Here is a 24,712-nt window from a genome sequence, read left to right as displayed (position 1 = left end):
GGGTGGCGGAGTCCGGCTCTCAGGTCAGGTGGTCGAAATCGCCACGCACCCAACCGATGTGGCGGTCGGCCGAGCGGCGGATGGCGGCGCGCGCGTCACCGTCGATGATTTTGCCGAAATTGTCGTAGAGGCGGTCGAATTCGAACTCTTCGGCGGTCGTCGTCACGCGTTCCACGACGGCGGGTGACAGCGGGATCCGGTTGGGATAGCTACGCATGAACGCGACCGATTTGCGATCCGGGTTGGCGTGAATGGTGTCCGCACTGAACAGCACACCTCGGCCCTCGGCCCCGGCCGCCCAATGCAGTACTCCGCTGCCCTGGAAGTGCCCGCCCAACTGGCGCACGGTAATCCCCGGCAGCAGGTCGAGCCGCCCCGACCACGGCCGAATCACCGGATCCGGCCGGGCAATCCACTGCAAATCCGACTCGGCCACATACACCGGCACGCCACCCAGCGCCCGGCTCCACTCCACCTGCACGCCGTAATGGTGCGGATGACTCGGCACGATGGCGACGACCTCACCGAGCTCCAGCACCCGACGTGCCGCATCCTCGTCGACATAGCCGGTCACGTCCCAGAGCACGTTCCCTGCGGGTGTCCGCACCAAATGCGACTCCTGCCCGATCCCCACCTCCGGCTCCACCGTCACACCGAACATGTCCGGCTCCAACTCCCGCACCACCACCTTGTGCCCCGCCGCAACGAGCTTCTCGAGCGTCATCCACTGCTGCCCCGCAGCAGGCACCCACTGCCGCTCATCAGCGCAGATACGGCAAACCTCCGCCGCCGCCTCGTGCTCCACCGCGCACGTCTGACAGATCTTCCACATATCCACCTCATCCTGCCGAGTACACCCACCCCGTTTCTACACGCCCCCCAATCCCCACCGCAGTCGAACCGCCGGCCCCTACCCTCCGCGCGATCAGCAGAGTCCGACCTCGCGATTCGCAGCGGGCGAAATCCGTTGCGTCAGATGGCTTGGCTGCCCGATACCGGGGCGCCGCTGACGAAGCCATTTGTCAGCTGGTTGAGGAGGTTGAGCAGCAGGATGAATTGCAGAAATGGCGGCATACCGGTTCTCCCAATGGTTTTGGAGTGTTCCACGGGTGTGGTAGTCGATAGTGTTCGCGTGCGAGGTAAAAGCGGTGGTGGGGTTGTGGCAAAGGGACGTAAGAATCTGCGGTGAGTGCGCTTGTGCGGATTCTTACGCCGTTTTGCGGTCGGCTTGGCATTGCTCTGACGGGGACCGTCCAACCTAGTTGAGACGCCCGGTGGTTGCCGGGCGATCGTGACGGAAGGAAGTGCCCGCCATGTCTCAGAACCTCTACCTGACCGGCCCCGAGCGCGTTTCGGCTCCGGTCGCCCGGATCTCGCTGCCCGCCGACGTGGCGGGCTACTGGAGCGGTCGCCATGTCGTGATCACCGGCGGGAGCAGCGGTATCGGGCTCGCGGTGGTCGAGGCGGCGTTGTCGGTGGGTGCGCGGGTCAGTGTTCTCGCGCTCGAAGACACTGCACTGGAACGCCTTTCGGCCTTCGCGCAGTCCGTGTCGGGGCTGGCGGTGTTCGCCGTCGACGTGACGGACAAGGCGCAGGTCGACGCGGCCGTGGCGGAAGCCCGGGCCCGCCACGGCGCAATCGGCGCGGTGATCGCCTGTGCCGGGATAGCCAGGCCCGGCTACTTCGCGCAGCTGAACGACACCGACTTCGTCAGGCACATGTCGGTGAATTACTTTGGGGCGCTGCATGTTATCCAGTCGGCGGTGCGGGATCTGTGTGCCGGTGAGCGCGGTAGCGTCACGGTCATCTCGTCCCTGGCCGCGGTGCTGCCTTGCTTCGGCTACAGCGCGTACAGTCCCAGCAAGTCCGCCGTGCGGACGCTGTGCGAGGTGCTGCGCCAAGAGCTCAAGCCCCATGGCGTCACGGTCACCGTGGTCATGCCGCCCGATGTCGACACCCCGCAGCTGGCCGCCGAGTCCGCGACCAAACCGCCGGAGCTGCGGGCATTGAGCTCCTCGGCGCCGATCACCGCGGACGCCGTCGCGCACGCGCTGCTGGTCGGTGCGGCTCGCGGCCGCGCCTCGGTCGTCCCCACGCTGTCCGGTCGCCTGATGCAATGGCTCGCTGCCGTCGCACCCGGGGTGATGGCGTGGATCATGGACCGGACGATCGCCCGCGTGCAGTACTCTCGCTGAAGTGGTTGCGGCCGGTCGTGTTTCGGCCTGACGGCCGGCCGCGACCGCTGGGCCGGCGAATCCGGTCGCCTCACCGGCCGCTCGCTGCTAGCTTGCTGCCGTGGAACTCTTCTCACGCTCGTGGACAGCGTTGCGCGCGGCCGTCGACGAACTTCCGGACCGGGACTTCGCGCAGCCGTCCGGCTGCACCGGCTGGCTGGTCCGGGATCTGGTGTGTCACTTGATCATTGATGCCCAGGACGTCCTGATCACGCTGGTGACACCCACCGGCAAGGAACCGAACCGTGACGCGGTGACCTACTGGAAGATCGTCGAAACACCCACCGGCGACGACCCGCTCGACGCGCTCATCGTCCGGCTGGCCGCCGCCTACGAGCAGCCGGAGCTGCTGAAGTTTCACCTCGACGACGTCGGCTCCGCCGCAGGTCGCGCCGCTGAACTCGCGAACCCGGAACTCCGCGTCAGCACCCAGGACTATGTACTCACGGTGGCCGACTACCTCGGCGCATATGTCATGGAGTGGACCCTGCACCACCTCGACCTGATCGCCTACCTCCCCGACGCCCCCGAACCGCCCGCCGAATCCCTGTCTCGTGCCCGCGAGATGCTCGAGAAGATCGCCGGGTCCCCATTCCCGGCGTCGTGGTCCGATAAGGACGCGCTGCTGATCGGCACCGGACGCCGGATCCCGACAGCCGCGGAACAAGCCGAATTAGGCGAGCTGACAACGAAACTCCCTCTCGTCCTCGGATAATGTAAGTTCGCATGCATTCGATTTGAAAGTGCTTCTTAACGAATGTAAGTACGGCACTGCTGACAGTTCATGATTCGGGAAATTGATTTACCGTAGTCCCGGATCGACCAATCGAAGCGAGTGCAGTCCATCGCCTCGAGGCGGCGGACGGCTCGGTGATGCGCGAGTCCGCGCGGCGATCGGGCAACCGAGTTCGGCAGTGAGGGTGCAGGTGTCAGTCATGCGTTCGTCCAAGCGGTATGTAGTCGCCACACTGGTGACCGTCGCCGTCGGTTCGTCTGTTGTCACCGCGCCCGCCATCGCGCAGGCGGAGCCGAACGGTTGCGCGGGGACTTTCAATCTGTTCATTCCGGGCACCTGGGAGACGAACGAGGACGCCGACCCCGCACGACCCGTCGGCATGCTCGCGCCGATCGCGGACGCCATTGCCCGCCAGCAGGGTCCGCGCTCCGAAATCTATTTCACGCCCTATATGGCCCGCGCGTTCGACAACGGCTACACCTACGCCGACAGCAAGAACACCGCGCTGGCCAACGCGACCGCCGCGTTGCGAGATTACGGAACACGCTGCCCCACCGCCAGATTCACGATCAACGGCTACAGCCAGGGCGCCGACGCCGCGGGCGATCTCGCCGCCGACATCGGCAACGATCGCGGCCCCGTCCCCGCCGACCGGGTGCTGGCCGTCGGCCTGCTCTCCGATCCGGGCGCGGGCACCAAGGGTGAGGTCGTCGTCGGTCCCGGTACCAGGGGCACCGGGATCGCCGATCCGCGGCCGCAGGGCATGGGCAAACTCTCGGGCCGGGTCACCTCGATCTGCGACCCCAAGGACCTGTACTGCTCGATTCAGAAGGGCGTCAACCCTTTGCTCGGGGCGTTGGGTTCGATCCTGAGCAAAACGCTGAGTATCGGCGCACCACAGGCCGACCCAAACCTTCCGGTAGCCGCAGCCCTGACCTCGAATTTCTCGAAGACCGATCTCCCGGGTGTGGCCGCCGACGTCGCCGGACTGACCGCCGGGTTGGCGGCTCCCGCAGGCATCGACCTGGCACGGGTCCGCAACAGCGCGAACAAGCTGTTGGACACCTTCAACCCACTGGTCGATCTGGTCGACTCCGGTGCGGCCAACCCGGCCGCCACGGCCCGGCTGATCGCCGCCCCCGACGGCACGGCGGAGCACAACGCGGGTGAGGTCCTCACCGCGGCAGGGGACTCGGACCTCTCGGGTGCCGTATCGGCGGTGCGCACGATCGCCGACACCACCACCAAACTGCTGAACCGAGGCGTCGGCACACTGGCGGCGGGCTCGCCGAAAGCGCGGTCACTGCGCGCCGAAGCCCACGCAGTGCGCAACCGGGTCGCACCGCTGGCCGCCACCCCGGCCGAAACCCTTGGCTCGGCAACGCGAATCCTGTCGCTGCTCAAGCCGAGTGTGATGGTCGACCAGGCACTCGACGTCGCCGCCGACGTCACCTCGTTCGACTTCCAAGGCATCCTCGACAACCTCACGCTGCTGCCGCAGAAGGTCGGCGCGATGGACGCCGGGGGTGCCAATGAGATCGCCGGTGAATTGAACAACCAGCTGCAACCACTGGCCGACCTCAGTAGCAGCGTCGACCTGAAGTGGATCTCGCAGGTTCTGTCGATCATCCCGGACTCGCAGGGCTACACCGAGGTCGCGGCCAAGGTGACCTCGATCCTGTCCAACGTCGACATTCCCCGGCTGGTCAACATCGTCGCCCGGATCCAAGACGTCGCCTGGTCGGTGCTGCAGAAGGTGGTCCCGCCGGCCGGGCAGGCACCCGATCTGGTCGGCGCGGGCGTCGCGCTGTCCGGCCTGCTGCCGATCGGCGCCGACCTGGCCGCGGCGGCGGCCGACATGTTCGCGGGCAAGCCGCAACAGGCCGCGCCGCAGGTACTCGGCAAGCGGGCCCCGGCCCGCGCCATCGCCCAGCAGGACCTCGACCTCGGCGATCTGACCGCCCCGCTCGGCCGAATGGCACCTTTCCACGACGTCAACCTGGTCAACCTCGTGGTCGACGGCCTCAGCGCCGCAAACTTTGTCGCCTCCGGCGTGCACACGAACTATGGTGCGTTGATCGTCGACGGCTCCGGCCGCAACGCCGTCCAGTGGCTGGGCGACTGGATGAACCAGCGCATCGGATACGTCAAATAACCCGGTCGACAGTGCCATGATGAGGTCATCACGGAGGTCTGCTGGAGAGGTATGACGGTGTCGGAACGGTCGGACGATCCATTCGGTGGTCGGCAACCGACCAGTCATGAGCGGATGACGGGACAGCCCTGGGACGCGTCGTATCAAGACGGTCCCGCGCCGTGGGATGTCGATCGGCCGCAGCCGGCGATCGTGCGAGTGGCTTCCGGGTTCGCCGGAACAGTGCTCGATGTCGGTTGTGGGTCGGGGGAGAACGCGCTTTATGTTGCGTCGCTGGGGTTTTCGGTTGTCGGCATCGATGTGGCGGAGACGGCATTGGCGATCGCGCGGGCGAAGGCGGCCGAGCGCGGGATCGAGGTCGACTTCGTGGTGGCCGACGGATTTCAGCTGACACGGCTGGGGCGCAGGTTCGACACCGTGGTGGACTGCGGGATGTTCCACACCTGCGACGCGGACGAGCGACCGGAATATGTGGCGAGTCTCCGGTCGACGATCGCGCATGGCGGCACGCTGTATGTGTTGTGCTTCAGCGACATCGGCCCCGACGTCGGACCGCATCCCGTCAGCCGGGACGAGCTCAGCGCGGCGTTCGAGTCCGGCGATGATTGGAATGTCGTTGCCATCGAACAGGATCGGGTGCTGACGAGATATCACGGCGACGACGGCGCACCGGCCTGGTTCGCGACGATCAAACGGGTCTAGGGCGTCAGCGGTAGGTGCGCGTTCCGGGCGTGAAATTCTGTTGATCGTATTGGTCGGGGGTCAATACAGTGCCTGGCAGCAACCAGGAAAGGCAACCGCCATGCACATCGCCATCCTTACCTTCGAGGGCTACAACGAACTCGACTCCCTCATCGCCCTCGGCGTCCTCAACCGGATCAAGAAGCCGGATTGGCGGGTCTCGATCGCCAGCCCGACCCAGCGCGTCCGTTCGATGAACGGCGTCGTCATCGAGTCGATGGCGACCCTCGAGGAAGCCAGCGCCGCCGACGCGGTGCTCGTCGGCAGCGGCAGTCAGACCCGCGAAGTCGTCGCCGACCAAGCGCTCATGGCACAGCTGCAACTCGACCCGTCCCGCCAGCTGCTCGCCGGACAATGTTCCGGCACATTGGTTTTGGCCAAACTCGGACTGCTCGACGGTGTCCCCGCGTGCACCGATCTCACCACCAAGCCTTGGGTTCAAGCCGCAGGCGTCGACGTCCTCAACCAACCGCTCTTCGCCAAAGGCAACATCGCCACCGCAGGCGGCTGCCTCGCCTCTCCCTATCTCGCCGCTTGGATGATCGCGCGCTTGGAAAGCGTCGAAGCGGCCGAAGAAGCACTGTATTACGTTGCGCCGGTGGGGGAGAAGGAAGATTACGTGGCCCGCGCGATGGGAAACATCACGCCATACCTGCACGAGGCCACCGTTTCGGCCTGACGCGACCGCTAGCCGTTAAGCGGGGAGGTTGTCGGCGCGGACGTTGCGCAGCGCGTAGTCGACCGCGGGGTCGGTGCGGAGTTTCCAGTCGGGGCCGGTGAAGTAACTTGCGGCGGTTTTGTCGCCGTCGACGAGGTAGCGGAGCCAGGCGAGGGTGATGGTCGCCGTGGGGTTGTGGGTGGCGTCGTCGAACGGGGTCCAGTGGGTTACGCCCTTGAGGCACAACAGGATTGCGGGGGCGTTGAAGGCGAGTTCGTATTCGACGAGTCGCGGCAGGAAGTGCGGGACGATGAAATCGGCGGAGCCGGTGAGGTAGAGCGTGGGCACGTTGACCAGAAAGGCGGCGGCGACCGGTCCCGGTTGGGTGGGGACGGCGCCGATGATGCGGAATTCCGGATCGATCAGCTGGTAGATGTTCGGCGGGATGCCCGCGCCGTTGATGGCGGCGCCGCCACCGCCGGAGTGGCCGCCGATTACGGTGCGGCCGAGATCGAGCCTGCCGTGCAACACATTTCGCGGATCGCGGTTGGCCGCGGACAAGGCTGCCGCTGCGGCGAGGGGCAGTTCGTCCAGCGAGTTGATCAGGTCGTGCGGCATCGCGACGACGAAACCGTTGCTGGCCCACAGCCGGGCGCTGGCGTCGTAATTGCCTGGCTCGGAGCTGAATCCGGGAATCCAGATGACCGTCGGCACCCGGGTCATCGTGGCGATGTCCTTCGGGTAGTAGAAGTCGACGCCGACGGGCGAGTCCAGGCCGCCGGGGAATTCGCGCGTGCAGGTCATGGCCGAGTGGTTACCGAGTACGTGGCCGACGGCGTCGTACACGGCGTACAGCGCCTGGCACGGGTACACCGCCGCCGTGCTCACCGCCTCATGCTCACCCGGAGGCGCGTATCGGCTCAGCGGGACAGAGCCTGGATCATAGGAATCGGCCGAGGCGGGCGCGGCGAACGACATACCGGCGAGCAGCGATCCCGCGCCAAGCAGGGCCGCGACACCACGCCGAAATCCGAACCAGGACATACGCCCTCCTCCGTAACCCACGAGCCGCAGGCCGCTCCAATCTGCCGGCCCAGCTGTCGGTGATCGACGATCGATCAGCACGCAGTGAACGAAACTTGGTCGACCGTCCAGTTTCTATGATGCGTCGAGTCGGTAAATGCGATGAGAACTCGACCGCTATAGGTGACCAATCGGGCATCGCGACTGGTCGGACCTTCCGATTTGTGCGGGATGTCAACTTCGGCTCGGTCCACGGAATCGAGGCCCTCGCGGTACGTCGCGGTTTACAGTTGATCGACGGTCCAGCGCGAGATGTCGGAGGCGGTCAGGCCTCGTCGGTGGGTTCTCGTCGGGAATCTATGGAGGTCGATCATGGGCGTCGCGGTCAGGGCCGAAGGATGCACCAAATCATTTGGCTCGCAGCGGATTTGGCAAGATGTCTCGCTTTCGCTGCCGTACGGTGAGGTGAGCGCGCTGCTGGGCCCCTCGGGCACCGGTAAGTCCGTTTTCCTGAAGTCGCTGATCGGGCTGCTGCGGCCGGAGCGCGGCTCGATCTTTGTCGGCGACACCGATATCACCACCTGCTCCAACAAGCAGCTCTACGAGATCCGCAAGCTCTTCGGCGTGCTGTTCCAGGACGGCGCGCTGTTCGGTTCCATGACCCTGTACGACAACGTCGCCTTCCCGCTTCGTGAGCACACGAAGAAGTCGGAGTCGCAGATCAAGCAAATCGTCATGGAAAAGCTGGAGCTGACCGGTCTGCTCGGCGACGAGGGCAAGCTCCCCGGTGAGATCTCCGGCGGTATGCGCAAGCGAGCAGGTCTGGCGCGCGCACTGGTGCTCGACCCGCAGATCATCCTGGTCGACGAGCCGGACTCCGGCTTGGACCCGGTGCGTACTTCCTACCTGAGCCAACTGCTGATCGACATCAACGCACAGATCGACGCCACCATCCTGATCGTCACGCACAACATCAACCTCGCGCGCACCGTTCCGGACAATATCGGCATGCTGTTCCGCCGCCAGCTGGTGATGTTCGGCCCGCGCGAAGTGCTGCTCACCTCCGACGAGCCCGTGGTCAAACAATTCCTCAACGGCCGCATGCAGGGCCCGATCGGCATGTCCGAGGAAAAGGACGAGGCCCAAATGGCCCGCGAGCAAGCCATGTTCGACGCAGGCCACCACCATGGCGGTGCCGAAGAGGTCGAAGGCATCGCCCCGCAAATGCAGGCCACCCCCGGCATGCCGGTGCGCCAGGCCGTACTGCGTCGCAAGGAACGCGTCCGCGAGATCATGCACACCCTCCCGCATCCGGCCCAGGTGGCAATTCGCGAATCACTCGACCGGAAAGACGATTGACGATCGATCCTGTTTGCCAGACGGCGGCGATCGGCCGATCCTGAACAAGGGGAGATGCGGTACTGCCGCCGATTTCCGGCGGATCGTCCTAGCGGAGGAGTTGCCGTGGCGACAGTGCGAGAAGCGTCCTACGAGGTGTTACGTGCGCGGGGAATGACGACATTCTTCGGCAATCCGGGCTCCAACGAATTGCCCTTCCTGCAGGATTTCCCGGCGGACTTCCGCTACATCCTCGCGCTGCACGAGGGCGCCGGACTGGCCATGGCCGACGGATACGCACAGGCCACCGGCGGCCCGGTGCTGGTGAGTCTGCACTCGGCGGCCGGCGTCGGGCAGGCGATGGGCAACCTGGTCAACTCCTATATGGCGGGCACGCCCTTGGTCCTCATGAGCGGCCAGCAGTCGCGCGAGCTGCTCACCTCGCAAGGCATGCTGGCCAACCCGGATCCGACGACATTGCCTAAGCCACACGTCAAATGGAGTTTCGAAGCGCCGTCGCCCCAGTCGGTGCCCGCAGTGCTCGCCCGCGCCATCGCGTGCGCCACCACCGCGCCGACCGGACCGGTCTATGTGTCTGTGCCACTGTCGGATTGGAACGAAACAGCCGACTCCGACAACCAGCAGTATCTGGTCGCCCATACGGTCCAAGGGCGGCCGGTCGCCGCCGCTGCCGCGCTCGAACGGCTCGCTGAGCGGTTGAACGCCGCCCGAAATCCAGTACTGGTCCTCGGCCCCGATGTCGACGTGTACGGCGGGTGGGATGCCGGAGTCGCGCTGGCCGAACAGGCCGCGCTGCCGGTGCTGCTGGGCAGTTTCGAATACGCCCGGATCGGATTCCCTACCGATCATCGTTGCTACCAAGGCACTTTGGGTCTTTCCGTCGAACAGATCCGCGATCAACTCGCACCCTACGATTTCATCGCCTGGATCGGCGGAGCGGTGCTGCCGTATCACGCTTGGACGCCGGGGCCATATTTGCAGCCAGGCACCGAATTGGTATCCGTGACAGCCGATCCGGATCAAGCGGCACGTAGTCCGGTCGGCGATGCGATCGTCGGTGACCCCGCCGACGCGCTGGCTCGGTTGGCCACGCTCGTTGATTCCGGTAAACGCCCTATGCCTCAACCGCTTTCGCCGACTGTCGGGCAGCCCGGCAGTGCCCTCACCAACACCCGACTCAAGCAGGTCCTCGCCCAGCTACGACCCGACGACGCGGCCTGGATCTACGAGGCGCCATCTCTGGGCTGCTGGTGGGACATCGTGCCGATCAACCAGCCCAACAGCTACTTCTACGCCGCGGCAAGCGGATTGGGTTACGGACTACCCGCCGCGGTCGGCGTCGCACTCGCGCAGCCCGGCAGACGGGTGGTCGCGCTGATCGGTGACGGATCGGCAAACTACAGCATTACCGGCCTATGGTCGGCCGCACAACAGCACCTCGACGTCACCTATGTCATTGTCCGCAACGGCATTTACCAGGTCCTCGCCGATTTCGGCTCGTGGCTGCGTGCCCCAGAACTGCCCGGCCTGACGCTGCCCGGAATCGACTTCGTTTCGCTGGCACAGGGATACGGCGTCCCTGCGGTGGCAGTCGCGGACCCCGACGCGCTCATCACCGCACTGAAGAACTCGTTCACCGCTCAGGGACCGTCGTTGATTCAAGTCGACGTCGTGCCGGAAGCGAGTGACATCTTCGCCTGATCCGGCGACTGGTGGACGACAAGGCGCCCGCGAGCTCAGCGTGCTGTGTGGCGAGCGGGCGACACCGAGTTCATCAGCTCGCCAATAACCTTGCCGTCCAACGTAACTAGGCGGTCTTACTGAACTCTTCGATCAGTACGGGATACTGCTCGCCACCATGCCCGGCGGCGATCGAGCGGTCGGCCATCGCCTTGAACAGCCTCGGCAGTTCGGCGTTGACGCCCAGTCGCTCACTCTCCTCGATCAGGTGCACCATCGACATCGCGTGCGTTTCTAGGGCCGCCACCTCGGCAGGGAAGGAGCCGCTGTCGATCTGCTCGGCATGCCCGGGCAGCCATTCGGCCACCCCGGCCGCCATCTGCTTGGCGAACGGCGCGTACGTGGCGGTGTCGACACCGGCTGTCCTGAGCATGGCGGTGCCCTGGAACCACGCGTTAGCGCGACTACCCCGTCGTTCACGAAAGGGAGGAGGCGCTGTCCTCCGTTCGGTGTCGGTGGTGCCAGCTACGTTGTCGGGTATAGATGAGGTGGTGCGGTACAGCTTTCGTTTGCGGCCGGGCCGCACTGCGGAGTCGGCGCTACTGGCTGAGTGGAATCGATGCCGGTTTCTGTGGAATGAGGCTGTCCATCAGCAGAAGTCGGGCAACAAGCCGACTTTCGCCAGACTGGGCAAGCTGCTGACCGAGACACGCTGTCAGAACACGTGGTTGCGGGAGGGTTCGCGGGTCGCGCAGCAGCAGACGTTGCGGACATATGCGCAAGCGCTCGGTCAGTCGTTCACCATCCAGGGGCGAGGGTGGCCGGTGTTCAAGGCGCGCAAGAGGGCTCGGGTGTCGTTGGAGTACACGCGTAACGGATTCCGCATCAGTGATGGACGGCTGGTGTTGGCCAAGGGCATCAGTGTCCCGGTGGTGTGGTCGCGGGATTTGCCGTCTGAACCGACCAGTGTGCGGATCACCCAGGATTCGCTCGGACACTGGTACGCGGCGTTCGTCGTGCGCCGCACTGTCGAACCCGCTGCCATGGCTGCGGGTCGCATCGGCGTCGACTGGGCGTGCGTACCACTGCCACCACGACCGACCCTGCATTCGATCTTCCCTATAGTGGGTACCGGACGCGTTGTGCGGCGGAACTGGCTCGGGCGCAACGCACAAGATGGCCAGGCGCAGGGTCAAGCACGGCCAGCAGTCGCGCGGGTACCAGCAAGCGGCGCGCGTGGCGGCGAGACTGCACAAGAAAGCGGCTCGGCAAACCCAGCACGATTCGCGGGTGTGGGCGAAAAGAGTTGTCGAACGTCATGATGTGATCGCGGTGGAGGATTTCAAGCCAACGTTTCTGGCGAAGTCCACGATGGCGCGTAAAGCTGCCGATGCGGCGATCGGTGCGGCGAAGCGGGAGTTGATCGAGCGTGGTGTGCGGGCCGGCCGGAGGGTGGTGTTGGTGCGGCCCGCCTATACGAGCATGACGTGTTCGAGTTGTTTCGCGAGAGCCAAGCAGCGACTCGAACTCAGGGAACAGACCTTCCGGTGCCACAGTTGCGGGTTCACCGACTGTCGGGATCGGAACGCCGCCAGGGTGATTCTGGCTGTGGCAGAGCGCGGCCACACACGTGTTGAGGATGTCAGACAGTCGGATCACCTCTTGCGGGTGGTTGGTTCGGTTGCGGTCTGAGCGTGACATCTCCTGCCTCAGACAGGAGAAGCGTTAAACCGGTGTGAAGAGGTTTGCGATGTTGATCGGGGAACTGGGCAGGCGACGGGCGTCAACGCCTATCGGCTGCGCTACTACGAGGCTCAGGGGCTGCTGGTAGCGGACCGTGGCGCGAACGGTTATCGCGAGTACGACGAGACCGCCGTGCTGCGGGTGAAGCAGATCCGGCACCTGCTCGGTGCCGGTCTGTCCTCCGAGGACATCGCGTACCTGTTGCCGTGCGCTGTCGGCGAGGCGCCGGAGCTGCCGGGGTGCCCGGAGTTGCTGACCGCGATGCGGACCCGGCTGCGGCGACTGGACGACCAGCTGGACAAGCTCACGCAATCTCGCGACGTGCTCGCCGAGTACATCGATGCGGCCGAGCGAATGGGCGGCGAGAGCTATCCCCCGCTGCATGATGCTGACGTGTTGCCTGTCTCTGCCTGAGTAGCCGGCGTGCTCGGCTGACAGAGTGCACAAATGTCTGCGGCTCGTTTCTCGTGTTCGTCAATGGAAATGCGCCAATCCTGTGTAGTTTGCTAATTGATAGCTCGGGTGGCCTTAATTCATTGAGACCAGGAGAGTCGATCATGGCAATCAGGAACTTCGCTGCTATCACGCGACGTGCGATCGCACGCACCAAACCGGTTGTGCGACAACGGGCGGATTGTCCGCAGCCGGCTGATTCATGGCCATTGGCGGTATTGGTCGCGGCGCTCACCACCGTCGCGATCTTCGCTCCCGCCTGTAGCAAGTCGGAACCGCAAAGTCGGCCGGGTGACAGAGCGACCGTGCAAGAGCGTCCGGCTTCGAATGTGCAATGGGCGGCCTGTGCAGGTGATGAACTCGCGGGCCTGGAGTGCGCGACGGTGCAGGTGCCGATGGATTACCGAGATGCGAGTCTCGGACAGATCGATATCGCGATCAGCCGGGCCGCCGCCAAAGATCCGGAACGGCGTCTCGGGGTGCTGTTCACCAATCCCGGCGGCCCCGGTGGCGCGGGGTTGGCGATGCCGATCGGATACGCCGAACAGCCGATCGGGCAGGTCTACGACATCATCGGCATCGACGTGCGCGGCGTGGGGAAGTCGACGAACCTGGCGGCCTGCGCACCCATCGATGAAACTCGGTTTCCGATTTCTTCGCAGTCGCGCCCCACCGACAACGACCTAATCCAACTCGTCGAGCAGGCCAAAGCGAAAGAAGCGGCGTGCGCGCAAACCGGCGGTCAGTTCCGTCGTTACGTGACGACGATGAATACCGCCCGCGATATGGACAATATCCGCGGCCAACTCGGCGAATCCGTCATCAACTATCTCGGTGTTTCCTACGGCACCTGGCTCGGCGCGGTTTATGGGGAGATGTTTCCCGAGCAGCTGAACCGCAATGTGCTGGACTCGTCGCTGGATCCGAAGGTCAGCTGGCGCGACGGTGATGTGAACAACGTGGCGGCGACCAAGAAGAACTTCGAGGACTGGGCCGCCTGGACGGCCGAGCGTGACGCGATATTCCATCTCGGCGCGAAGCCGGAAGCCGTGCGTGCGTCCATCGATACCATTGCCGCGGCGATCATCGAGCGCCCAGTCGGCGGATTCGACAACCGAGACGACTTCGACGGAGCCGTCGGCGAATTCACCCGCTACCGCAAATCCTGGGCCTCCTTCGCCAAGAGCATGCACTACGTGCTCGACGAGATCCACGGCGCGCCACCACGACCCGAGGTGGACCGCAGCAACCAGCACGCGGCGCAAACCGCCGATGCCCTCGACGACGAGGCGGTCACCGAACGCGACGACGACAAGGACATGTCGGACGCGGTAAACGCTGCGGTGCTGTGTGATTGGGACTGGCCGACCGACATGGAGGTCTACTTCCGCGACATGCGCTCGGCCCGCGACACCTTCCCCTACGGCAACACCGTCGGCCAGCTCAGCCCGAACGCCTGCTCCTTCCACGCCGACAAAGCCGAACCGCTGGTCAAGGTCGGTACGCCGAAATACCCACGGGGACTGGTGGTTCAGTCCGACGGCGACACCCAGACCTCCCTCGTCGACGGCCAAGCCATGGCCAAGACCCTGGACAGCGTCCTGATCGTGGTCCACAACGAAGGCGCCCACGGCCTCTACGCCACCACCCCCGCGAACGCCTGCGTCAACGACGCCGTCAACGCCTACCTACTCGACGCGAAACTCCCTGCGGGCACGGTGGACTGCGCCACCGCCGACCCGCCGCTGCCGGTCCCGGCCCAACCCGACCCCCAGAACCCCGATCCCGAAGCGACCATCCCGCTGCTGGGCGAGGCGGCCGACCAGGTCAAGACGGAGGTCGAAGCCGGCCCCTGATCCTCGTCGTCGAAGGACACGGCTGGTCGTCGAGCGGGCAGGGGCTTCGCCGTGCTCGACGGAGATTGCGCGTTAACCGGTAGAGGGTCGGTATTCGATTCGTGCGCTATTCGTCAGACTGACGCCGGCCATCCGCTTCGAGCCGCCTCGACGGCGCCCGCCACGGCAGCTGGCGCCGTGAGGCGCAGCCAGCCAGCCGATTGAGCGGTTGGTGGCCGGCCTCGCGTGCTCGACACGATTTCTCGACACCGTGTGGCTTCGTTCGATATCCCGAGGGCAACCGGCTCGTCGGTCTGGTCGACCGGTTGGCAGCGGCCGACCAGCGGTCATCCGGCGGCGGTCCAGCCTCCGTCGACGGGGACGATCGCGCCGGTCATGTAGCTGGCGCGGTCACCGGCCAAGAAGGCGACCACTTCGGCGACCTCGATCGGGTCGGCCGTGCGGGCCATCGGCACCGCGTCACCCAGGGCGCGGATGGCGTCCGGGCTCACCATGGCGATCATCTTCGAGGAGCGCATCGGGCCGGGCGAAACGGCGTTGACGCGTACCTTCATGGGAGCGAATTCCGGGGCCCAGGCGCGAGTCAGGGATTCCAACGCCGCCTTGGTCGCGCCGTAGAGGGCCACGCCGGCCATACCGATCCCGGTGCTGGGGTTTGTGAGCCGGGTATTGCCCGGCGTGTCGGTGGGTCACCGGGAGGCGTCCGTGTCGGCTTCGGCTGTGATGGGCATCTGGACGATGCCGTTGATGTACATCGATCGCTGTCGTCGGGGTGCGCCTGTGCGGAAGTTCGGTGCCCTGCGCAGTAGTTCGGTGAATAGGGTGGAGATTTCGCGGCGGGCGAGATGAGCGCCGAGGCAGTAGTGCGGGCCGGGCCCGCCGAACCCGAGGTGTGGGTTGGGGGCGCGGCGGACGTCGAACTCCTCGGGTCGGTCGAAGTGGGCGGGGTCACGGTTGGCCGACCAGTAGAACATCGCGACCTTGGCACCTGCGGGCAGCTCGGTGCCGGCGAGCACGGTCGGGGCGGCCAGGGTGCGGCGCATGTAGATGATCGGGGACGACCAGCGGAGGATCTCTTCCACCGCGGTCGGGGTGATGGTGTCGAGGTCGGCCAGCCAGGCGGCGCGCTGGTCGGGATGCTCGGTGAGCAGGTGTAGTCCCCAGCTGATCGCGTTGCGGGTGGTCTCGATCCCCGCGGAGACGAGCAGGATGAAGAAGCTGGCCAACTCCTCGCTGGTGAGGCTCTCGCCGTCGATCTCGGCGTGGACCAGCGTGGAGGTGACGTCATCGGTCGGCTCCCGCCGGCGCTGCTCGCCGAGGTCGTGCATGAGCTCTGCCAGTTCACGGCCCGCGGCGAGCAGCGCGGGGAAGCTCCCGCCTCGGTCGGCCACGTAGCGGCGGTCACCTGCACCAGCGAGGACGTTGCTGCGGGTGTAGACGAAGTCGTGCTGGCCGTCGGGGATGCCCATCATGTGGCAGATGACGGTCAGCGGGAGCCGGGCGGCGAGGGTCTCGACGGCGTCGCACTGTCCGGCCGCCAGGAGGTCGTCCACCGCCGTCTTCGCGGAGTGCTCGATGATGGTCTGCAGGTCGGATAGACGCCGGGGGCTGAAGCCACGGGAGACCACCCGTCTGAGCCTGGCGTGCTGCGGGGGGTCGGTGTGGATCATCATTGACCCGAGGAGCTCGAGGAGCTCTGGTGAGAGGTCGGCCAGTGTGGTCGCGCCGAGCCCGGAGGTGAACACGCCGGGTGCGCGGCTGGCCGCGACGACGTCGTCGTAGCGGGTGAGGGCGTAGTAGCCGGCCCCGGGATCGGGGATCGGCACCGTCGGCGCCTCGAACCAGGGGAGATCGGGACGGTCGCGCAGCGCCGCGAACCCCGCCGCGCGCTCCGGTATCGGCGCGCGCCAGAACCCTTCGAGATCGGAAAGGTCGACGGTCGAGGGCTTGCTCGTAGACATGCGGGTTCCTTCCAGGCTCGCGGTTCTCGAAGACACGACGGGCCGCGTGGGCAGGCTGGTGGTCCGGATGGTTCGGCGCCGTGTTCAGGCCGCTAGGGCAGTACCGAACGCGAACCCGGAAACCCCAGGCAGATACCGAAACCGAACTCAGCAACCATGATCTCGTTCCTACCACCCGGGAGTAAGGCCGCTGTCAGCATGCGATCATGTTGTATCCGCTATGACTCTCGCGCCGCCAGGCGGGCCGACGCGGTCGTCGACGCCATCGCCGAGGCCGTACCACGGCCGGCCGATTCCCGCGGTGGCACACCGTATGCAGGCATCGCTTCCCCGAACCGTATGGCAGCGTAACGATCTCCTCGCCGCGGCGTCGGTGAATAGCCGACCACTCAACGTCCGAAAATCTATGCCGCTGGGCGCGCGTTCGATCAGGCAGGCGTTGACCCGGCAGTTGAGGTCTTGGAAACGCCCGCCTTCTGCCGCGACCCGTCATCGCTGTGCATCGATGCACCGTTGCACCCACCCAAAGTGGTGACAGAAACGGTGATCAGGTGACAGGTATGTTGATCAGCCACAATGATTGTGACGACAGGTCTTACCTGTCACAGGTTACGGCTGCCGACCACGGGATTGAGGCAGTGTTGCAGACGGCAGTTGCCACCGATTACAGATCGGTTCTGTCAGCGAGACCGGCCGCAGTGCGCCCGGTCCGCGATGGCCGGGTAGCAGATGGCCAGGGTGTCGAAATGTGTTGCGAAGAACCAAGTTACTGCGGCTGGCAGTGATTGCCGGTGACGATCATTTCGGTCGTGCAGGTGGTCATGGCGTCCAGTTCGTTGCGAGTGTGGATCAGGTCGCTGACCTGGCGATCGATTCGATCACGTTCGGCGGCAAACCTTTCCGCGAGCTCCGGTGTTGCCGCACCGGTAGCCATGCACGGCAGGATTTCGAGGATCGACTTGCTGGACAGGCCGGCCGAGTACATGCGCTGGATCATTTCGACGCGGACGATCGCATGGTCGGGATAGTGACGTTGACCGCTGGGGCTGCGGGTGGCGCGGAGTAGGTGGTGTTCCTCGTAGTAGCGCAGAGCGCGGACGCTGACTCCGGTCTTGGCGGCCAAATCGCCGATTCGCATGCTTGTCTCCTGGTGATCCGTCTCACTGCCGCTTGCCTCTGACGTCAGAGTCAGGTTTTAGCGTAGCGGTGTCCGACCCAAGCTTCCACCGACACCGAGGATATGACCGTGACCAGCTTGTTCGACAGCCACCGACTCGGCACCCTTCGACTGCCCAACCGGGTGGTGATGGCACCGATGTCACGTGTGCGGGCCACCGCGGACGGATTGCCGACCGCATCGATGGCGACCTATTACGCCCAGCGTGCCACCGCCGGACTGATCGTCAGCGAGGGGGTTTATCCGAACCCGCAGGGGCAATCGAACCCGGGCGGGCCCGGACTGCACACTGACGCCCAAGTGGTCGCGTGGCGGCCGGTGACCGACGCTGTGCATGCCAATGGTGGCCGTATCTTCGCCCAGCTCATGCACGCCGGGCGGGTCGGACACTCGGACGTCGCCGGTTACCAGCCGGTCGGCCCGTCCGCGATCGCGATGCGAGCCGAGGTGTTCACCGGCGCAGGCGGCCTGCAACCCGCGCCGGTCCCGCGGGCGCTCGAGTTGGCCGAAATTCCGGGCGAGGCAAAGGTTTACGCTGACGCCGCGCGCCGCGCGATCGATGCGGGATTCGATGGCGTCGAGTTGCACGGTGCCAACGGGTATTTGATCCAGCAGTTCCTGTCCTCCGGCGCGAATCAGCGGACCGACGCCTACGGTGGATCCATTACCGGCCGGATCCGTTTCGCCGTCGAGGCGGCCGAGGCCACCGCCGACGCGATCGGTGCCGACCGGGTCGGTATCCGGCTCTCGCCCGGTGGCACGGTATGGGACACCGTCGAAGAGGAGGTGCCGGAACTCTACGGTGCCCTGTTCGCCGAACTCGCCAGGCTCGACCTCGCCTATGTCCATGTGTTGGCCGGGGTCGCGGAGGACCTGCTCGTCGCCTTGCGCAAGACCTGGCCCAACACCTTCATCCTCAACCCCGGCGGACAGATCAGCCCTACCCCGACCGACCGAGCCGACGGCGAGCACTGGCTGGCCCAGGGCGCGGACCTGATCGGCTACGGCCGCGCCTATCTCGCCAATCCGGATCTGGTGGAACGACTTCGGACCGGTCTGCCGCTGCGCGAGAGCGATAAAAACACCTGGTACCAGGGTGGCGATACCGGCTACCTCGACTACTCGAGTCACCAATACTGAGACTTGGTCGAAAAGGGCCGCCTTTCAAGGAAACTCGCGAAGGGCGGCGCTGGACCTGCTGCAAGAGCCACCGCATGAGCGGGCGATCATCTGTAGCCGGCCAAGCGTGAGCTGGCTACGCATGCACTCAGAAACCCGAGCTCTTGGAGCGCAGAATCGGATGGGACAGAAAGTGACAGAAACGGTCTGAAAGTGACAGATATGAGCTGTCGTCACAATGATTGCAGCAGCGTTGCTACGCACAGCAGGTCAGCTAGTATTCGAAACTATATTCGATAGATGGCCTGAGGTGTTCGAGCCTTCGCTCCGGCGAGTGGTCGATCCGCCGGTCGCAGTTGTGGTCGACCTGGGGCAAGCGATCCCGACTCGATCCCTTCATTTCGGTGCCAACAAATTGCCGATGCGCGTCCGCGCCGGAGGTCTGGATCTGTCCGGCTCGGTGCCGGGACTTCTGCATGCGTGGGCACGCGCGACCGACGGCGGGTGGCTGGGATTGATCACCTTTACCGTCACTACCGGCAACCGGCACGGCAGTCTCGAAGTCCGGCAGTGGTGCGTTCAGCAGGCCATCACTCCCCGCGATCCGGGAAGCTGATCGCACATCCGCGGATCTGGAATTACGAGTGGTAGTCAGGGGCGGCGAGGTAGTCGATCCAACTGCTTTGCGCGTAGCGCGCCCACAACTGGGCGGTGTGGATATGGACGCCGAACAGGTCACAGACCACTGAGGGTGGTAGGTCGGTGACGATTGCCATCATCGCGGTGTTGCGGGCGTGGATCACCGGCAGGCCGTGCTTGGCGAGCTGATTGCGCAGTCCTGCGACATGGCGTGGTCGGGTGGGCGAACGGCCGGGCAGCAGATAGACCGGTTGCCCGGCAGGTGGGGTACGGACCATCGACGGTGGCGCTGGGAGAGCGATCAGCAACATCCACGACAACTACACCGACGACCACATACTCTGGATCTCACCAAAAGCTGCACAATGTTGCATCTGATGCAATTCCTCCCAGTTAATGGCATAGGTGGAGTTGCGCTCGAATAGCATTCTGACCCAACCCGTTTCGATGCCCGGTCAGTCGTATTCGGGCAGTAGCTCGGCGGCGGTCTCGGCGAATTCCTGCACCAGCGCGGTGCATCGTCCGCTCGACCACGCCAGGGCTACCTGGTTGGGGCCGATGTCCTCGATCGGGATCGCCGCTACTCCTGTTCTGGTGTAGAAGCGGGCGGTGGAGGCGGGGATCACCGCGATGCCCGCACCGCCGGCCACGAGTTCGAGCTTCTCCTCCACGCTGTGGATGGGGCGGACCGGCTGGTGGTCGCCGGATCGCAATTCTGTTGCGATGTCTCGCCATTCGGGCACGGCGTCCGGATCCTGCAGCAGGTGGTCGGCCGCCAGATCGGCGATCCGGACCGATTCCTTGCCTGCCAGCCGGTGGCCTGCGGGTACCACCGCGACGCGCGGCTCGGTGAAGAGTGCGCGGGTCTCCAGGCCCGCCGGATCGATCGGCAGTCGCACGATGCTCACGTCGGCGCGCCCGTCGTGCAGCACCTCGGTCTGGTCGTGCCAGCTGGTGCGCAGCAGCCGCACGTCCAGATCGGGATGGTTGCTGCGGAGTGACCGGACGGCCGAGGTGACGGTGATGCCGGGCATGAATCCGATTGCGAAACTGGCGGGCCCCTGCGCTGCGGCACGCACTCTTCGGGTCATTGCCTCGGCCGAGGTCAGCACCGGCCGGGCGTCGTCGAGCAGCTGCTGGCCTGCGGCGGTGAGTTCGGTGCCGCGCCGGTCACGACGGAACAGTTCGACACCCAGCTCGGCTTCCAGCGCGCGGATCTGCCGCGACAGCACAGGCTGAGCGATGTGCAGTCGCGTGGCGGCGCGTCCGAAGTGCATTTCCTCGGCCACCGCGACGAAATAGCGGAGTTTGCGCAGATCAACGTCCATGTTCTTCCCATCATCCCCCGGCTCGCCGGAACTCCTGCGCGAGGGAACGTGTTCAGTTGTGGGCGAATGTGTGCAGCGGGTCGGTGTGGACGGGCTGCCAGCCGAGTTCGCTGCGGGCTTTGGCCGGGGTGAATTGCTGGTCGAGGGCAAAGGCGTCGGCAACTGGGCCCATCTGTGCGCGGGCCTGCTCGAAGGTGATCGAGACGGTTTTGCCGTCGAGTCCGGCACTTTGCGCACAAGCCTGCGCGACCTCTTTCGCCGTGGGGCAGACGCCGCTGACGCCGAGATAGACCGAGCCAGGCTTTGCCGCCAATGCGGCGGCATAGAGCCGGGCCAGGTCGTCGACGTGGATCAAGGCCCAGTGGTTGGCACCGGCACCGATGTAGGCGATGGCACCGTTCTTCTTGCCCGGCTCGATGAAGAATTCCTCGATCAGCCGATTGTCGCCACCGTAGAGCAGTCCGGGCTGAACGATCACCGGCCGCCCGCCCCGCCCTCCCCGGGCAAGCACCGTGTCCTCGACCGGCTTGCGCCACGCCACCACACTCGGCGGATTCCACGGCGCGGTCTCGTCGACGATCCCGTAGGTATCGCCGTAGACCCAGCTGCCGCCGGTGTGCACATAGGTACCGTCGCCCACGCCATCCTGCATCGCCGTCGCGGCAGCCAGGTCCTGGTCGCCGGTCGTGGCCTGGGCCAGGTGCACGACTGCCTCGGCACGGGCGGCGGCCTGGTTGAGCACGTCCAGGTCGGTCAGGCTGCCGCGCACCGGCACCGCGCCCGCTTGGGTCACCGACTGTTCCGCGCTATCGCTGCGAGTGAGCGCTTCGACAGTGTGTCCCTGACGTACCAGCTCGGCGATCGTTGCCCGGCCGATGTAGCCGGATCCACCGGTCAGAAAGATTTTCATGACCCCACCATGCAGCGACTACACCCAGGCCGTCCAAGACCTATTTCACCTCCTGTGATACCTCGAGGGCATCAACCGTTTCCGATGTCGCACGGGGTATCACAGGCGACCGAGCAGGTCTTGGACGGTGCCGATGTCGCGCGGCCACGCTGAAGGTCATCAGCAACCGTCATCGGAAATGGGGAACGATCATGCGACACGATGTGGAGTTCGACGCCGAGGGCGTCACGCTGCGTGGCTGGTTCTACGAGGCCGAGGGCGCCGGCACGGGTGGCGCGCCGTGCGTGGTCATGGCGCACGGCTGGTCGGCGACGCGCCGCCTGTATCTCGACCGCTTCGCCGAGGTCTTCGCCGCCGCCGGGATGTGCGTACTGGTGTGGGACAACCGCGGTTTCGGTGACTCGGACGCCGCGCCGGGCAAGCCGCGTCTCGAGATCGATCCTTGGGAGCAGATCCGTGACTACCAGCACGGCATCTCCTACGCCCAGAACCGTCCCGAGGTCGACCCCGACCGAATCGCGGTGTGGGGCAGCAGTTTCTCGGGTGGACATGCGTTCGTGGTCGCGGCGATCGACCAGCGGGTGAAGGTGGTGTGCGGTCAAGCGCCGCTGATCAGCGGCCGCGCGACCTACGACAATGTCGCCCGGGAGAACAACCAGGTCATCGACCCGGGTCGGTTCGCCGCCGACCGATGCGCCCGAGCAGCGGGCGGTCTCCCAGCGATGATCCCCGTTATCGGCACCGACCCGGCGCGGGTCACCGGAGTCCCGACTCCCGATGCCTACCAGTGGTTCAGCCGGGCGCAGGAAACGATTGCGCCGGAATGGTGCAACGAGGTGACATTGCGGAGCCTGGAACTGTTGCGCGGCTACGAACCCGCCGCCTACCTACCCCTGATCACACCGACACCGCTGCTGATGATCGTCGGCAGCCACGACGGCCTCACCGGTGGCAACCTCGCCGCCTCAGCCTTCGAAACCGCCGCCGAACCGAAGAAGATCGTCTTCGTTCCCGGCGGGCATTTCGCCGCCTACACCGGGCCGGGATTCGCCACCGCCGCCACCGCCGCCCGCGACTGGTTCCTCCGGCACCTCACCGGCAACTGATGTCGTTTGGCCTGCCGCGCACGGGTTTGCCTGCTGCGTATGAATTAGTTGGCTATTCGGTGCGCGGCAGCACGAGAAGTGCGCGGCAGCACAGAACGCGCGCAGCACATTGCGCGACGTCTGATCGTTTGATTGGTCTGCCGTGCACGGGTTTGCCTGCTGCGCATGAATCCGTTGACGATTTCGTGCGCGGTGGCATGGAACGTGGGTGGCAGCGTGAGGCGTGCGCGACCAGCGGACTGACGTGACCGCGGTCAGCGGCCGGAGTTCTGCTGCCAGATCTGGCGGGAGGCGGCCAATGGGTTTGCGGCGACCGTGGGTTCGATGTTCCAGATTCGGGTGAGGGATTGGGCGGGGGTGAATTCGGGCCAGCCGGGGTCGCCGGTGGTGGCGAAGGAGATCCAGGAGGCGCGGAGTTGTTCGGAGAGTCGGAGCAGGCTGTCCGGGGGACGGGGGCCGCCGAGGACGAAGGAGGCCAGGGGGCTGTCGGTGTTGCCGAGGGTGGCCGGGATGTCGGCGACGTGGCAGGCGCCGAGGATGCCGCCGAGAGCTGGGCTGGCCCAGGTGAAGTCGTAGACGTGGCTGCGTCCGCCGGCGGCGGTGTGCGCCTCGGCGAGCCAGATGGCGGGCATGCGGAACATCGCGTCGGAATACATGACGGTGTAGAGCTGGGCGTCGGTGGACGTCGGGTAGGCCGCGCGGTATGCGGCGGGTGCCGAGGGTGGCAGGCCGAGATGGGCTGCGGTGCTGGCTAAATCGACCGTGCGCAGGCGACTCCGACGTGGCGTCGGCGGCAGGCCGTGGCGGCGTAGACCGCGGGCGGTCATGCGCGCGAAGGTCGGCAGTCCTTTGATCATCGCCGATGCGCTGGGTTGAATCAGGCCGCGGCTCAACGCGAACAGGGTGAACTCGTCATGGGTCGAGCCCGAGATCAGGTCGATGTCGCGGGCGACGCCCGAACCCAGTGCGAGCCAAGGTTTGTCGACGACGGTGACGCCGTCGATGACGGGGGTGAAGGCGGTGATCGCCTCGGGTGTCGTCCAGGCGCCGGGGTCGGCCTCCATCGCGGCGAGCGGTTCATCCTGCACGGACAGCAGCGCGAGGGGTGTTTGTGTCGCGAGCTCGCTGAGCTCGACACCTAGTGCGGCGGCGATGATTTCGGCGATCCGCTCGGACTCGGCCGCGGCCAGCAAGCGTGCGGCGGGGCTCTGCACGATGGCACGCCGGAACAATCCGCGGGCGCCGGGCGCGGTGAGCAGGGCGGCGATGGAGAGCCCGCCGCCGGATTCGCCGAAGAGGGTGACGTTGTCGGGATCGCCGCCGAACGCCGCGATATTGTCGTGCACCCAGCGCAGCGCCGCGGTCTGGTCGAGGAAGCCGCGGTTGGCGGGCGCGCCGGGGACAAAACCGAAGCCCTCGAAGCCGACTCGATAGTTGAACGTCACCAGGACGACCCCGCCACGGGCCAGGATCGCACCGTCGTGCGCCGGATCGCTGGACGAACCCGCCTTCCAGCCACCACCGTGGATCCACACCATCACGGGCAACCGGTCGCCGGTGCCGCCCGGTGTCCAGACGTTCACGCTCAGGCAGTCGAGGCCGTCGGCGGGCCGCCACAACGGCGGAGTTCCGGAGGTCAACGGCAATTGCGGTGGCGCGACACTGTATTCGAGGGCAGGTCGAATGCCGTCCCAACTGGCCACCGGGACAGGCGCTTGCATCCGGAGCGCTCCGGACGGTGCGGCGGCGTAGGGGATGCCCTTGAAGACGAAAAGGTCACCGTCCCTGCGACCTTCGACGGCACCCGCTGCGGTCGTGACTACAACTCCCATGA

Annotated in this window: 23 protein-coding genes; 13 read left to right on the top strand and 10 right to left on the bottom strand. The window is 65.8% G+C overall.

Translation table 11 applies throughout. The features are described 5' to 3' along the window. Window positions 1–19: 19 nt before the first annotated feature. Window positions 20–832 carry an MBL fold metallo-hydrolase gene (locus tag ACIBK2_RS04035; protein WP_396963400.1) on the bottom strand — a complete coding sequence of 271 codons (813 nt, stop codon included), beginning with the start codon at window positions 830–832 and terminating at the stop codon, window positions 20–22. Window positions 833–1,313: 481 nt separating this feature from the next. Here ACIBK2_RS04035 and ACIBK2_RS04030 point away from each other — a divergent pair, with 481 nt between their 5' ends. The 5 genes from ACIBK2_RS04030 (at window position 1,314) to ACIBK2_RS04010 (ending at window position 6,545) form a co-directional block, all read left to right on the top strand. Continuing rightward, window positions 1,314–2,195: an SDR family NAD(P)-dependent oxidoreductase gene (locus ACIBK2_RS04030; protein WP_396963398.1), complete on the top strand. Its 882-nt coding sequence runs from the start codon at window positions 1,314–1,316 to the stop codon at window positions 2,193–2,195. A gap of 100 nt (window positions 2,196–2,295) precedes the next feature. Continuing rightward, complete coding sequence (locus ACIBK2_RS04025; RefSeq protein WP_396963396.1) at window positions 2,296–2,949, top strand: maleylpyruvate isomerase N-terminal domain-containing protein; 654 nt, start codon at window positions 2,296–2,298, stop codon at window positions 2,947–2,949. A 220-nt stretch (window positions 2,950–3,169) separates the two neighbouring features. Then, on the top strand, window positions 3,170–5,125 hold the full coding sequence (locus ACIBK2_RS04020; RefSeq protein WP_396963394.1) for a cutinase family protein: 1,956 nt from the start codon (window positions 3,170–3,172) through the stop codon (window positions 5,123–5,125). Between the two features lie 114 nt (window positions 5,126–5,239). Continuing rightward, complete coding sequence (locus ACIBK2_RS04015; protein ID WP_396964034.1) at window positions 5,240–5,827, top strand: class I SAM-dependent methyltransferase; 588 nt, start codon at window positions 5,240–5,242, stop codon at window positions 5,825–5,827. 100 nt (window positions 5,828–5,927) lie between these two features. Continuing rightward, entirely contained in the window at window positions 5,928–6,545 is a 618-nt protein-coding gene (locus ACIBK2_RS04010) for a DJ-1/PfpI family protein (RefSeq protein ID WP_396963392.1), read from the top strand. Window positions 6,546–6,560: 15 nt separating this feature from the next. Here the strand turns inward: ACIBK2_RS04010 and ACIBK2_RS04005 are convergent, their stop codons facing one another. After that, window positions 6,561–7,568 carry an alpha/beta hydrolase gene (locus tag ACIBK2_RS04005; protein ID WP_396963390.1) on the bottom strand — a complete coding sequence of 336 codons (1,008 nt, stop codon included), beginning with the start codon at window positions 7,566–7,568 and terminating at the stop codon, window positions 6,561–6,563. Between the two features lie 351 nt (window positions 7,569–7,919). On the opposite strand from ACIBK2_RS04005, the gene ACIBK2_RS04000 reads away from it, so the two are divergent. Both ACIBK2_RS04000 and mdlC read left to right on the top strand, forming a co-directional pair. After that, window positions 7,920–8,906, top strand: coding sequence for an ABC transporter ATP-binding protein (locus tag ACIBK2_RS04000; RefSeq protein WP_396963388.1), 987 nt, complete (start codon window positions 7,920–7,922; stop codon window positions 8,904–8,906). 105 nt (window positions 8,907–9,011) lie between these two features. After that, window positions 9,012–10,607 (top strand): benzoylformate decarboxylase, encoded by a 1,596-nt coding sequence (gene mdlC, locus ACIBK2_RS03995; protein WP_396963386.1) that lies wholly within the window; start codon window positions 9,012–9,014, stop codon window positions 10,605–10,607. A gap of 106 nt (window positions 10,608–10,713) precedes the next feature. Here mdlC and ACIBK2_RS03990 read toward each other — a convergent pair whose 3' ends face one another. Further along, window positions 10,714–11,172 carry a hypothetical protein gene (locus ACIBK2_RS03990; protein WP_396963384.1) on the bottom strand — a complete coding sequence of 153 codons (459 nt, stop codon included), beginning with the start codon at window positions 11,170–11,172 and terminating at the stop codon, window positions 10,714–10,716. A 590-nt stretch (window positions 11,173–11,762) separates the two neighbouring features. On the opposite strand from ACIBK2_RS03990, the gene ACIBK2_RS03985 reads away from it, so the two are divergent. From ACIBK2_RS03985 to ACIBK2_RS03975, 3 genes are all read left to right on the top strand, one after another. Further along, a complete protein-coding gene (locus tag ACIBK2_RS03985; protein ID WP_396963382.1) occupies window positions 11,763–12,278 on the top strand; it encodes an RNA-guided endonuclease TnpB family protein in 516 nt (171 codons plus the stop codon). A 12-nt stretch (window positions 12,279–12,290) separates the two neighbouring features. Then, the gene (locus tag ACIBK2_RS03980; protein WP_396964032.1) at window positions 12,291–12,743 is read left to right on the top strand and encodes a MerR family transcriptional regulator; all 453 of its coding nucleotides are present in this window, start codon (window positions 12,291–12,293) and stop codon (window positions 12,741–12,743) included. 434 nt (window positions 12,744–13,177) lie between these two features. Next, the gene (locus tag ACIBK2_RS03975) at window positions 13,178–14,638 is read left to right on the top strand and encodes an alpha/beta fold hydrolase (protein ID WP_396963380.1); all 1,461 of its coding nucleotides are present in this window, start codon (window positions 13,178–13,180) and stop codon (window positions 14,636–14,638) included. Between the two features lie 326 nt (window positions 14,639–14,964). Here the strand turns inward: ACIBK2_RS03975 and ACIBK2_RS03970 are convergent, their stop codons facing one another. The 3 genes from ACIBK2_RS03970 to ACIBK2_RS03960 all read right to left on the bottom strand — a co-directional run bounded on the left by ACIBK2_RS03970 (window position 14,965) and on the right by ACIBK2_RS03960 (window position 17,737). Then, window positions 14,965–15,273 (bottom strand): SDR family oxidoreductase, encoded by a 309-nt coding sequence (locus tag ACIBK2_RS03970; protein ID WP_396963377.1) that lies wholly within the window; start codon window positions 15,271–15,273, stop codon window positions 14,965–14,967. A gap of 54 nt (window positions 15,274–15,327) precedes the next feature. Then, complete coding sequence (locus ACIBK2_RS03965; RefSeq protein ID WP_396963375.1) at window positions 15,328–16,599, bottom strand: cytochrome P450; 1,272 nt, start codon at window positions 16,597–16,599, stop codon at window positions 15,328–15,330. Window positions 16,600–17,365: 766 nt separating this feature from the next. Then, window positions 17,366–17,737, bottom strand: a complete 372-nt coding sequence (locus ACIBK2_RS03960; protein WP_396963373.1) for a MerR family transcriptional regulator — start codon at window positions 17,735–17,737, stop codon at window positions 17,366–17,368. Window positions 17,738–17,845: 108 nt separating this feature from the next. Here ACIBK2_RS03960 and ACIBK2_RS03955 point away from each other — a divergent pair, with 108 nt between their 5' ends. Together ACIBK2_RS03955 and ACIBK2_RS03950 are read left to right on the top strand one after the other, a co-directional pair. Beyond that, window positions 17,846–18,916, top strand: a complete 1,071-nt coding sequence (locus tag ACIBK2_RS03955; protein ID WP_396963371.1) for an alkene reductase — start codon at window positions 17,846–17,848, stop codon at window positions 18,914–18,916. A 313-nt stretch (window positions 18,917–19,229) separates the two neighbouring features. Then, the gene (locus tag ACIBK2_RS03950) at window positions 19,230–19,511 is read left to right on the top strand and encodes a hypothetical protein (protein ID WP_396963369.1); all 282 of its coding nucleotides are present in this window, start codon (window positions 19,230–19,232) and stop codon (window positions 19,509–19,511) included. A gap of 22 nt (window positions 19,512–19,533) precedes the next feature. Here ACIBK2_RS03950 and ACIBK2_RS03945 read toward each other — a convergent pair whose 3' ends face one another. The 3 genes from ACIBK2_RS03945 to ACIBK2_RS03935 form a co-directional block, all read right to left on the bottom strand. Then, a complete protein-coding gene (locus ACIBK2_RS03945) occupies window positions 19,534–19,845 on the bottom strand; it encodes a hypothetical protein (protein ID WP_396963367.1) in 312 nt (103 codons plus the stop codon). Window positions 19,846–19,989: 144 nt separating this feature from the next. Then, window positions 19,990–20,862: a LysR family transcriptional regulator gene (locus ACIBK2_RS03940; protein WP_396963365.1), complete on the bottom strand. Its 873-nt coding sequence runs from the start codon at window positions 20,860–20,862 to the stop codon at window positions 19,990–19,992. A gap of 52 nt (window positions 20,863–20,914) precedes the next feature. Further along, window positions 20,915–21,772, bottom strand: coding sequence for an NAD-dependent epimerase/dehydratase family protein (locus ACIBK2_RS03935; protein ID WP_396963363.1), 858 nt, complete (start codon window positions 21,770–21,772; stop codon window positions 20,915–20,917). A 191-nt stretch (window positions 21,773–21,963) separates the two neighbouring features. Between ACIBK2_RS03935 and ACIBK2_RS03930 the strand changes: the two genes are divergently transcribed. Then, complete coding sequence (locus ACIBK2_RS03930; RefSeq protein ID WP_396963361.1) at window positions 21,964–22,878, top strand: alpha/beta hydrolase; 915 nt, start codon at window positions 21,964–21,966, stop codon at window positions 22,876–22,878. A 254-nt stretch (window positions 22,879–23,132) separates the two neighbouring features. Here the strand turns inward: ACIBK2_RS03930 and ACIBK2_RS03925 are convergent, their stop codons facing one another. Beyond that, window positions 23,133–24,710 (bottom strand): carboxylesterase/lipase family protein, encoded by a 1,578-nt coding sequence (locus tag ACIBK2_RS03925; protein ID WP_396963359.1) that lies wholly within the window; start codon window positions 24,708–24,710, stop codon window positions 23,133–23,135. Between the last annotated feature and the right edge of the window lie 2 nt (window positions 24,711–24,712).

Origin of the sequence: Nocardia sp. NPDC050175 (assembly GCF_044459885.1) — a bacterium.
Classification (GTDB): Bacteria; Actinomycetota; Actinomycetes; order Mycobacteriales; family Mycobacteriaceae; genus Nocardia.
This window is presented reverse-complemented; position numbering and strand designations above follow the sequence as displayed.

Coding starts and splice junctions, on each gene's coding strand:
- ACIBK2_RS04035 (WP_396963400.1), bottom strand. CDS start 832: ATGTGGAAGATCTGTCAGACGTGCGCGGTGGAGCACGAGGCGGCGGCG.
- ACIBK2_RS04030 (WP_396963398.1), top strand. CDS start 1,314: ATGTCTCAGAACCTCTACCTGACCGGCCCCGAGCGCGTTTCGGCTCCG.
- ACIBK2_RS04020 (WP_396963394.1), top strand. CDS start 3,170: ATGCGTTCGTCCAAGCGGTATGTAGTCGCCACACTGGTGACCGTCGCC.
- ACIBK2_RS04015 (WP_396964034.1), top strand. CDS start 5,240: ATGACGGGACAGCCCTGGGACGCGTCGTATCAAGACGGTCCCGCGCCG.
- ACIBK2_RS04010 (WP_396963392.1), top strand. CDS start 5,928: ATGCACATCGCCATCCTTACCTTCGAGGGCTACAACGAACTCGACTCC.
- ACIBK2_RS04005 (WP_396963390.1), bottom strand. CDS start 7,568: ATGTCCTGGTTCGGATTTCGGCGTGGTGTCGCGGCCCTGCTTGGCGCG.
- ACIBK2_RS04000 (WP_396963388.1), top strand. CDS start 7,920: ATGGGCGTCGCGGTCAGGGCCGAAGGATGCACCAAATCATTTGGCTCG.
- ACIBK2_RS03985 (WP_396963382.1), top strand. CDS start 11,763: ATGGCCAGGCGCAGGGTCAAGCACGGCCAGCAGTCGCGCGGGTACCAG.
- ACIBK2_RS03975 (WP_396963380.1), top strand. CDS start 13,178: ATGGATTACCGAGATGCGAGTCTCGGACAGATCGATATCGCGATCAGC.
- ACIBK2_RS03970 (WP_396963377.1), bottom strand. CDS start 15,273: ATGGCCGGCGTGGCCCTCTACGGCGCGACCAAGGCGGCGTTGGAATCC.
- ACIBK2_RS03965 (WP_396963375.1), bottom strand. CDS start 16,599: ATGTCTACGAGCAAGCCCTCGACCGTCGACCTTTCCGATCTCGAAGGG.
- ACIBK2_RS03960 (WP_396963373.1), bottom strand. CDS start 17,737: ATGCGAATCGGCGATTTGGCCGCCAAGACCGGAGTCAGCGTCCGCGCT.
- ACIBK2_RS03945 (WP_396963367.1), bottom strand. CDS start 19,845: ATGTTGCTGATCGCTCTCCCAGCGCCACCGTCGATGGTCCGTACCCCA.
- ACIBK2_RS03940 (WP_396963365.1), bottom strand. CDS start 20,862: ATGGACGTTGATCTGCGCAAACTCCGCTATTTCGTCGCGGTGGCCGAG.
- ACIBK2_RS03935 (WP_396963363.1), bottom strand. CDS start 21,772: ATGAAAATCTTTCTGACCGGTGGATCCGGCTACATCGGCCGGGCAACG.
- ACIBK2_RS03930 (WP_396963361.1), top strand. CDS start 21,964: ATGCGACACGATGTGGAGTTCGACGCCGAGGGCGTCACGCTGCGTGGC.
- ACIBK2_RS03925 (WP_396963359.1), bottom strand. CDS start 24,710: ATGGGAGTTGTAGTCACGACCGCAGCGGGTGCCGTCGAAGGTCGCAGG.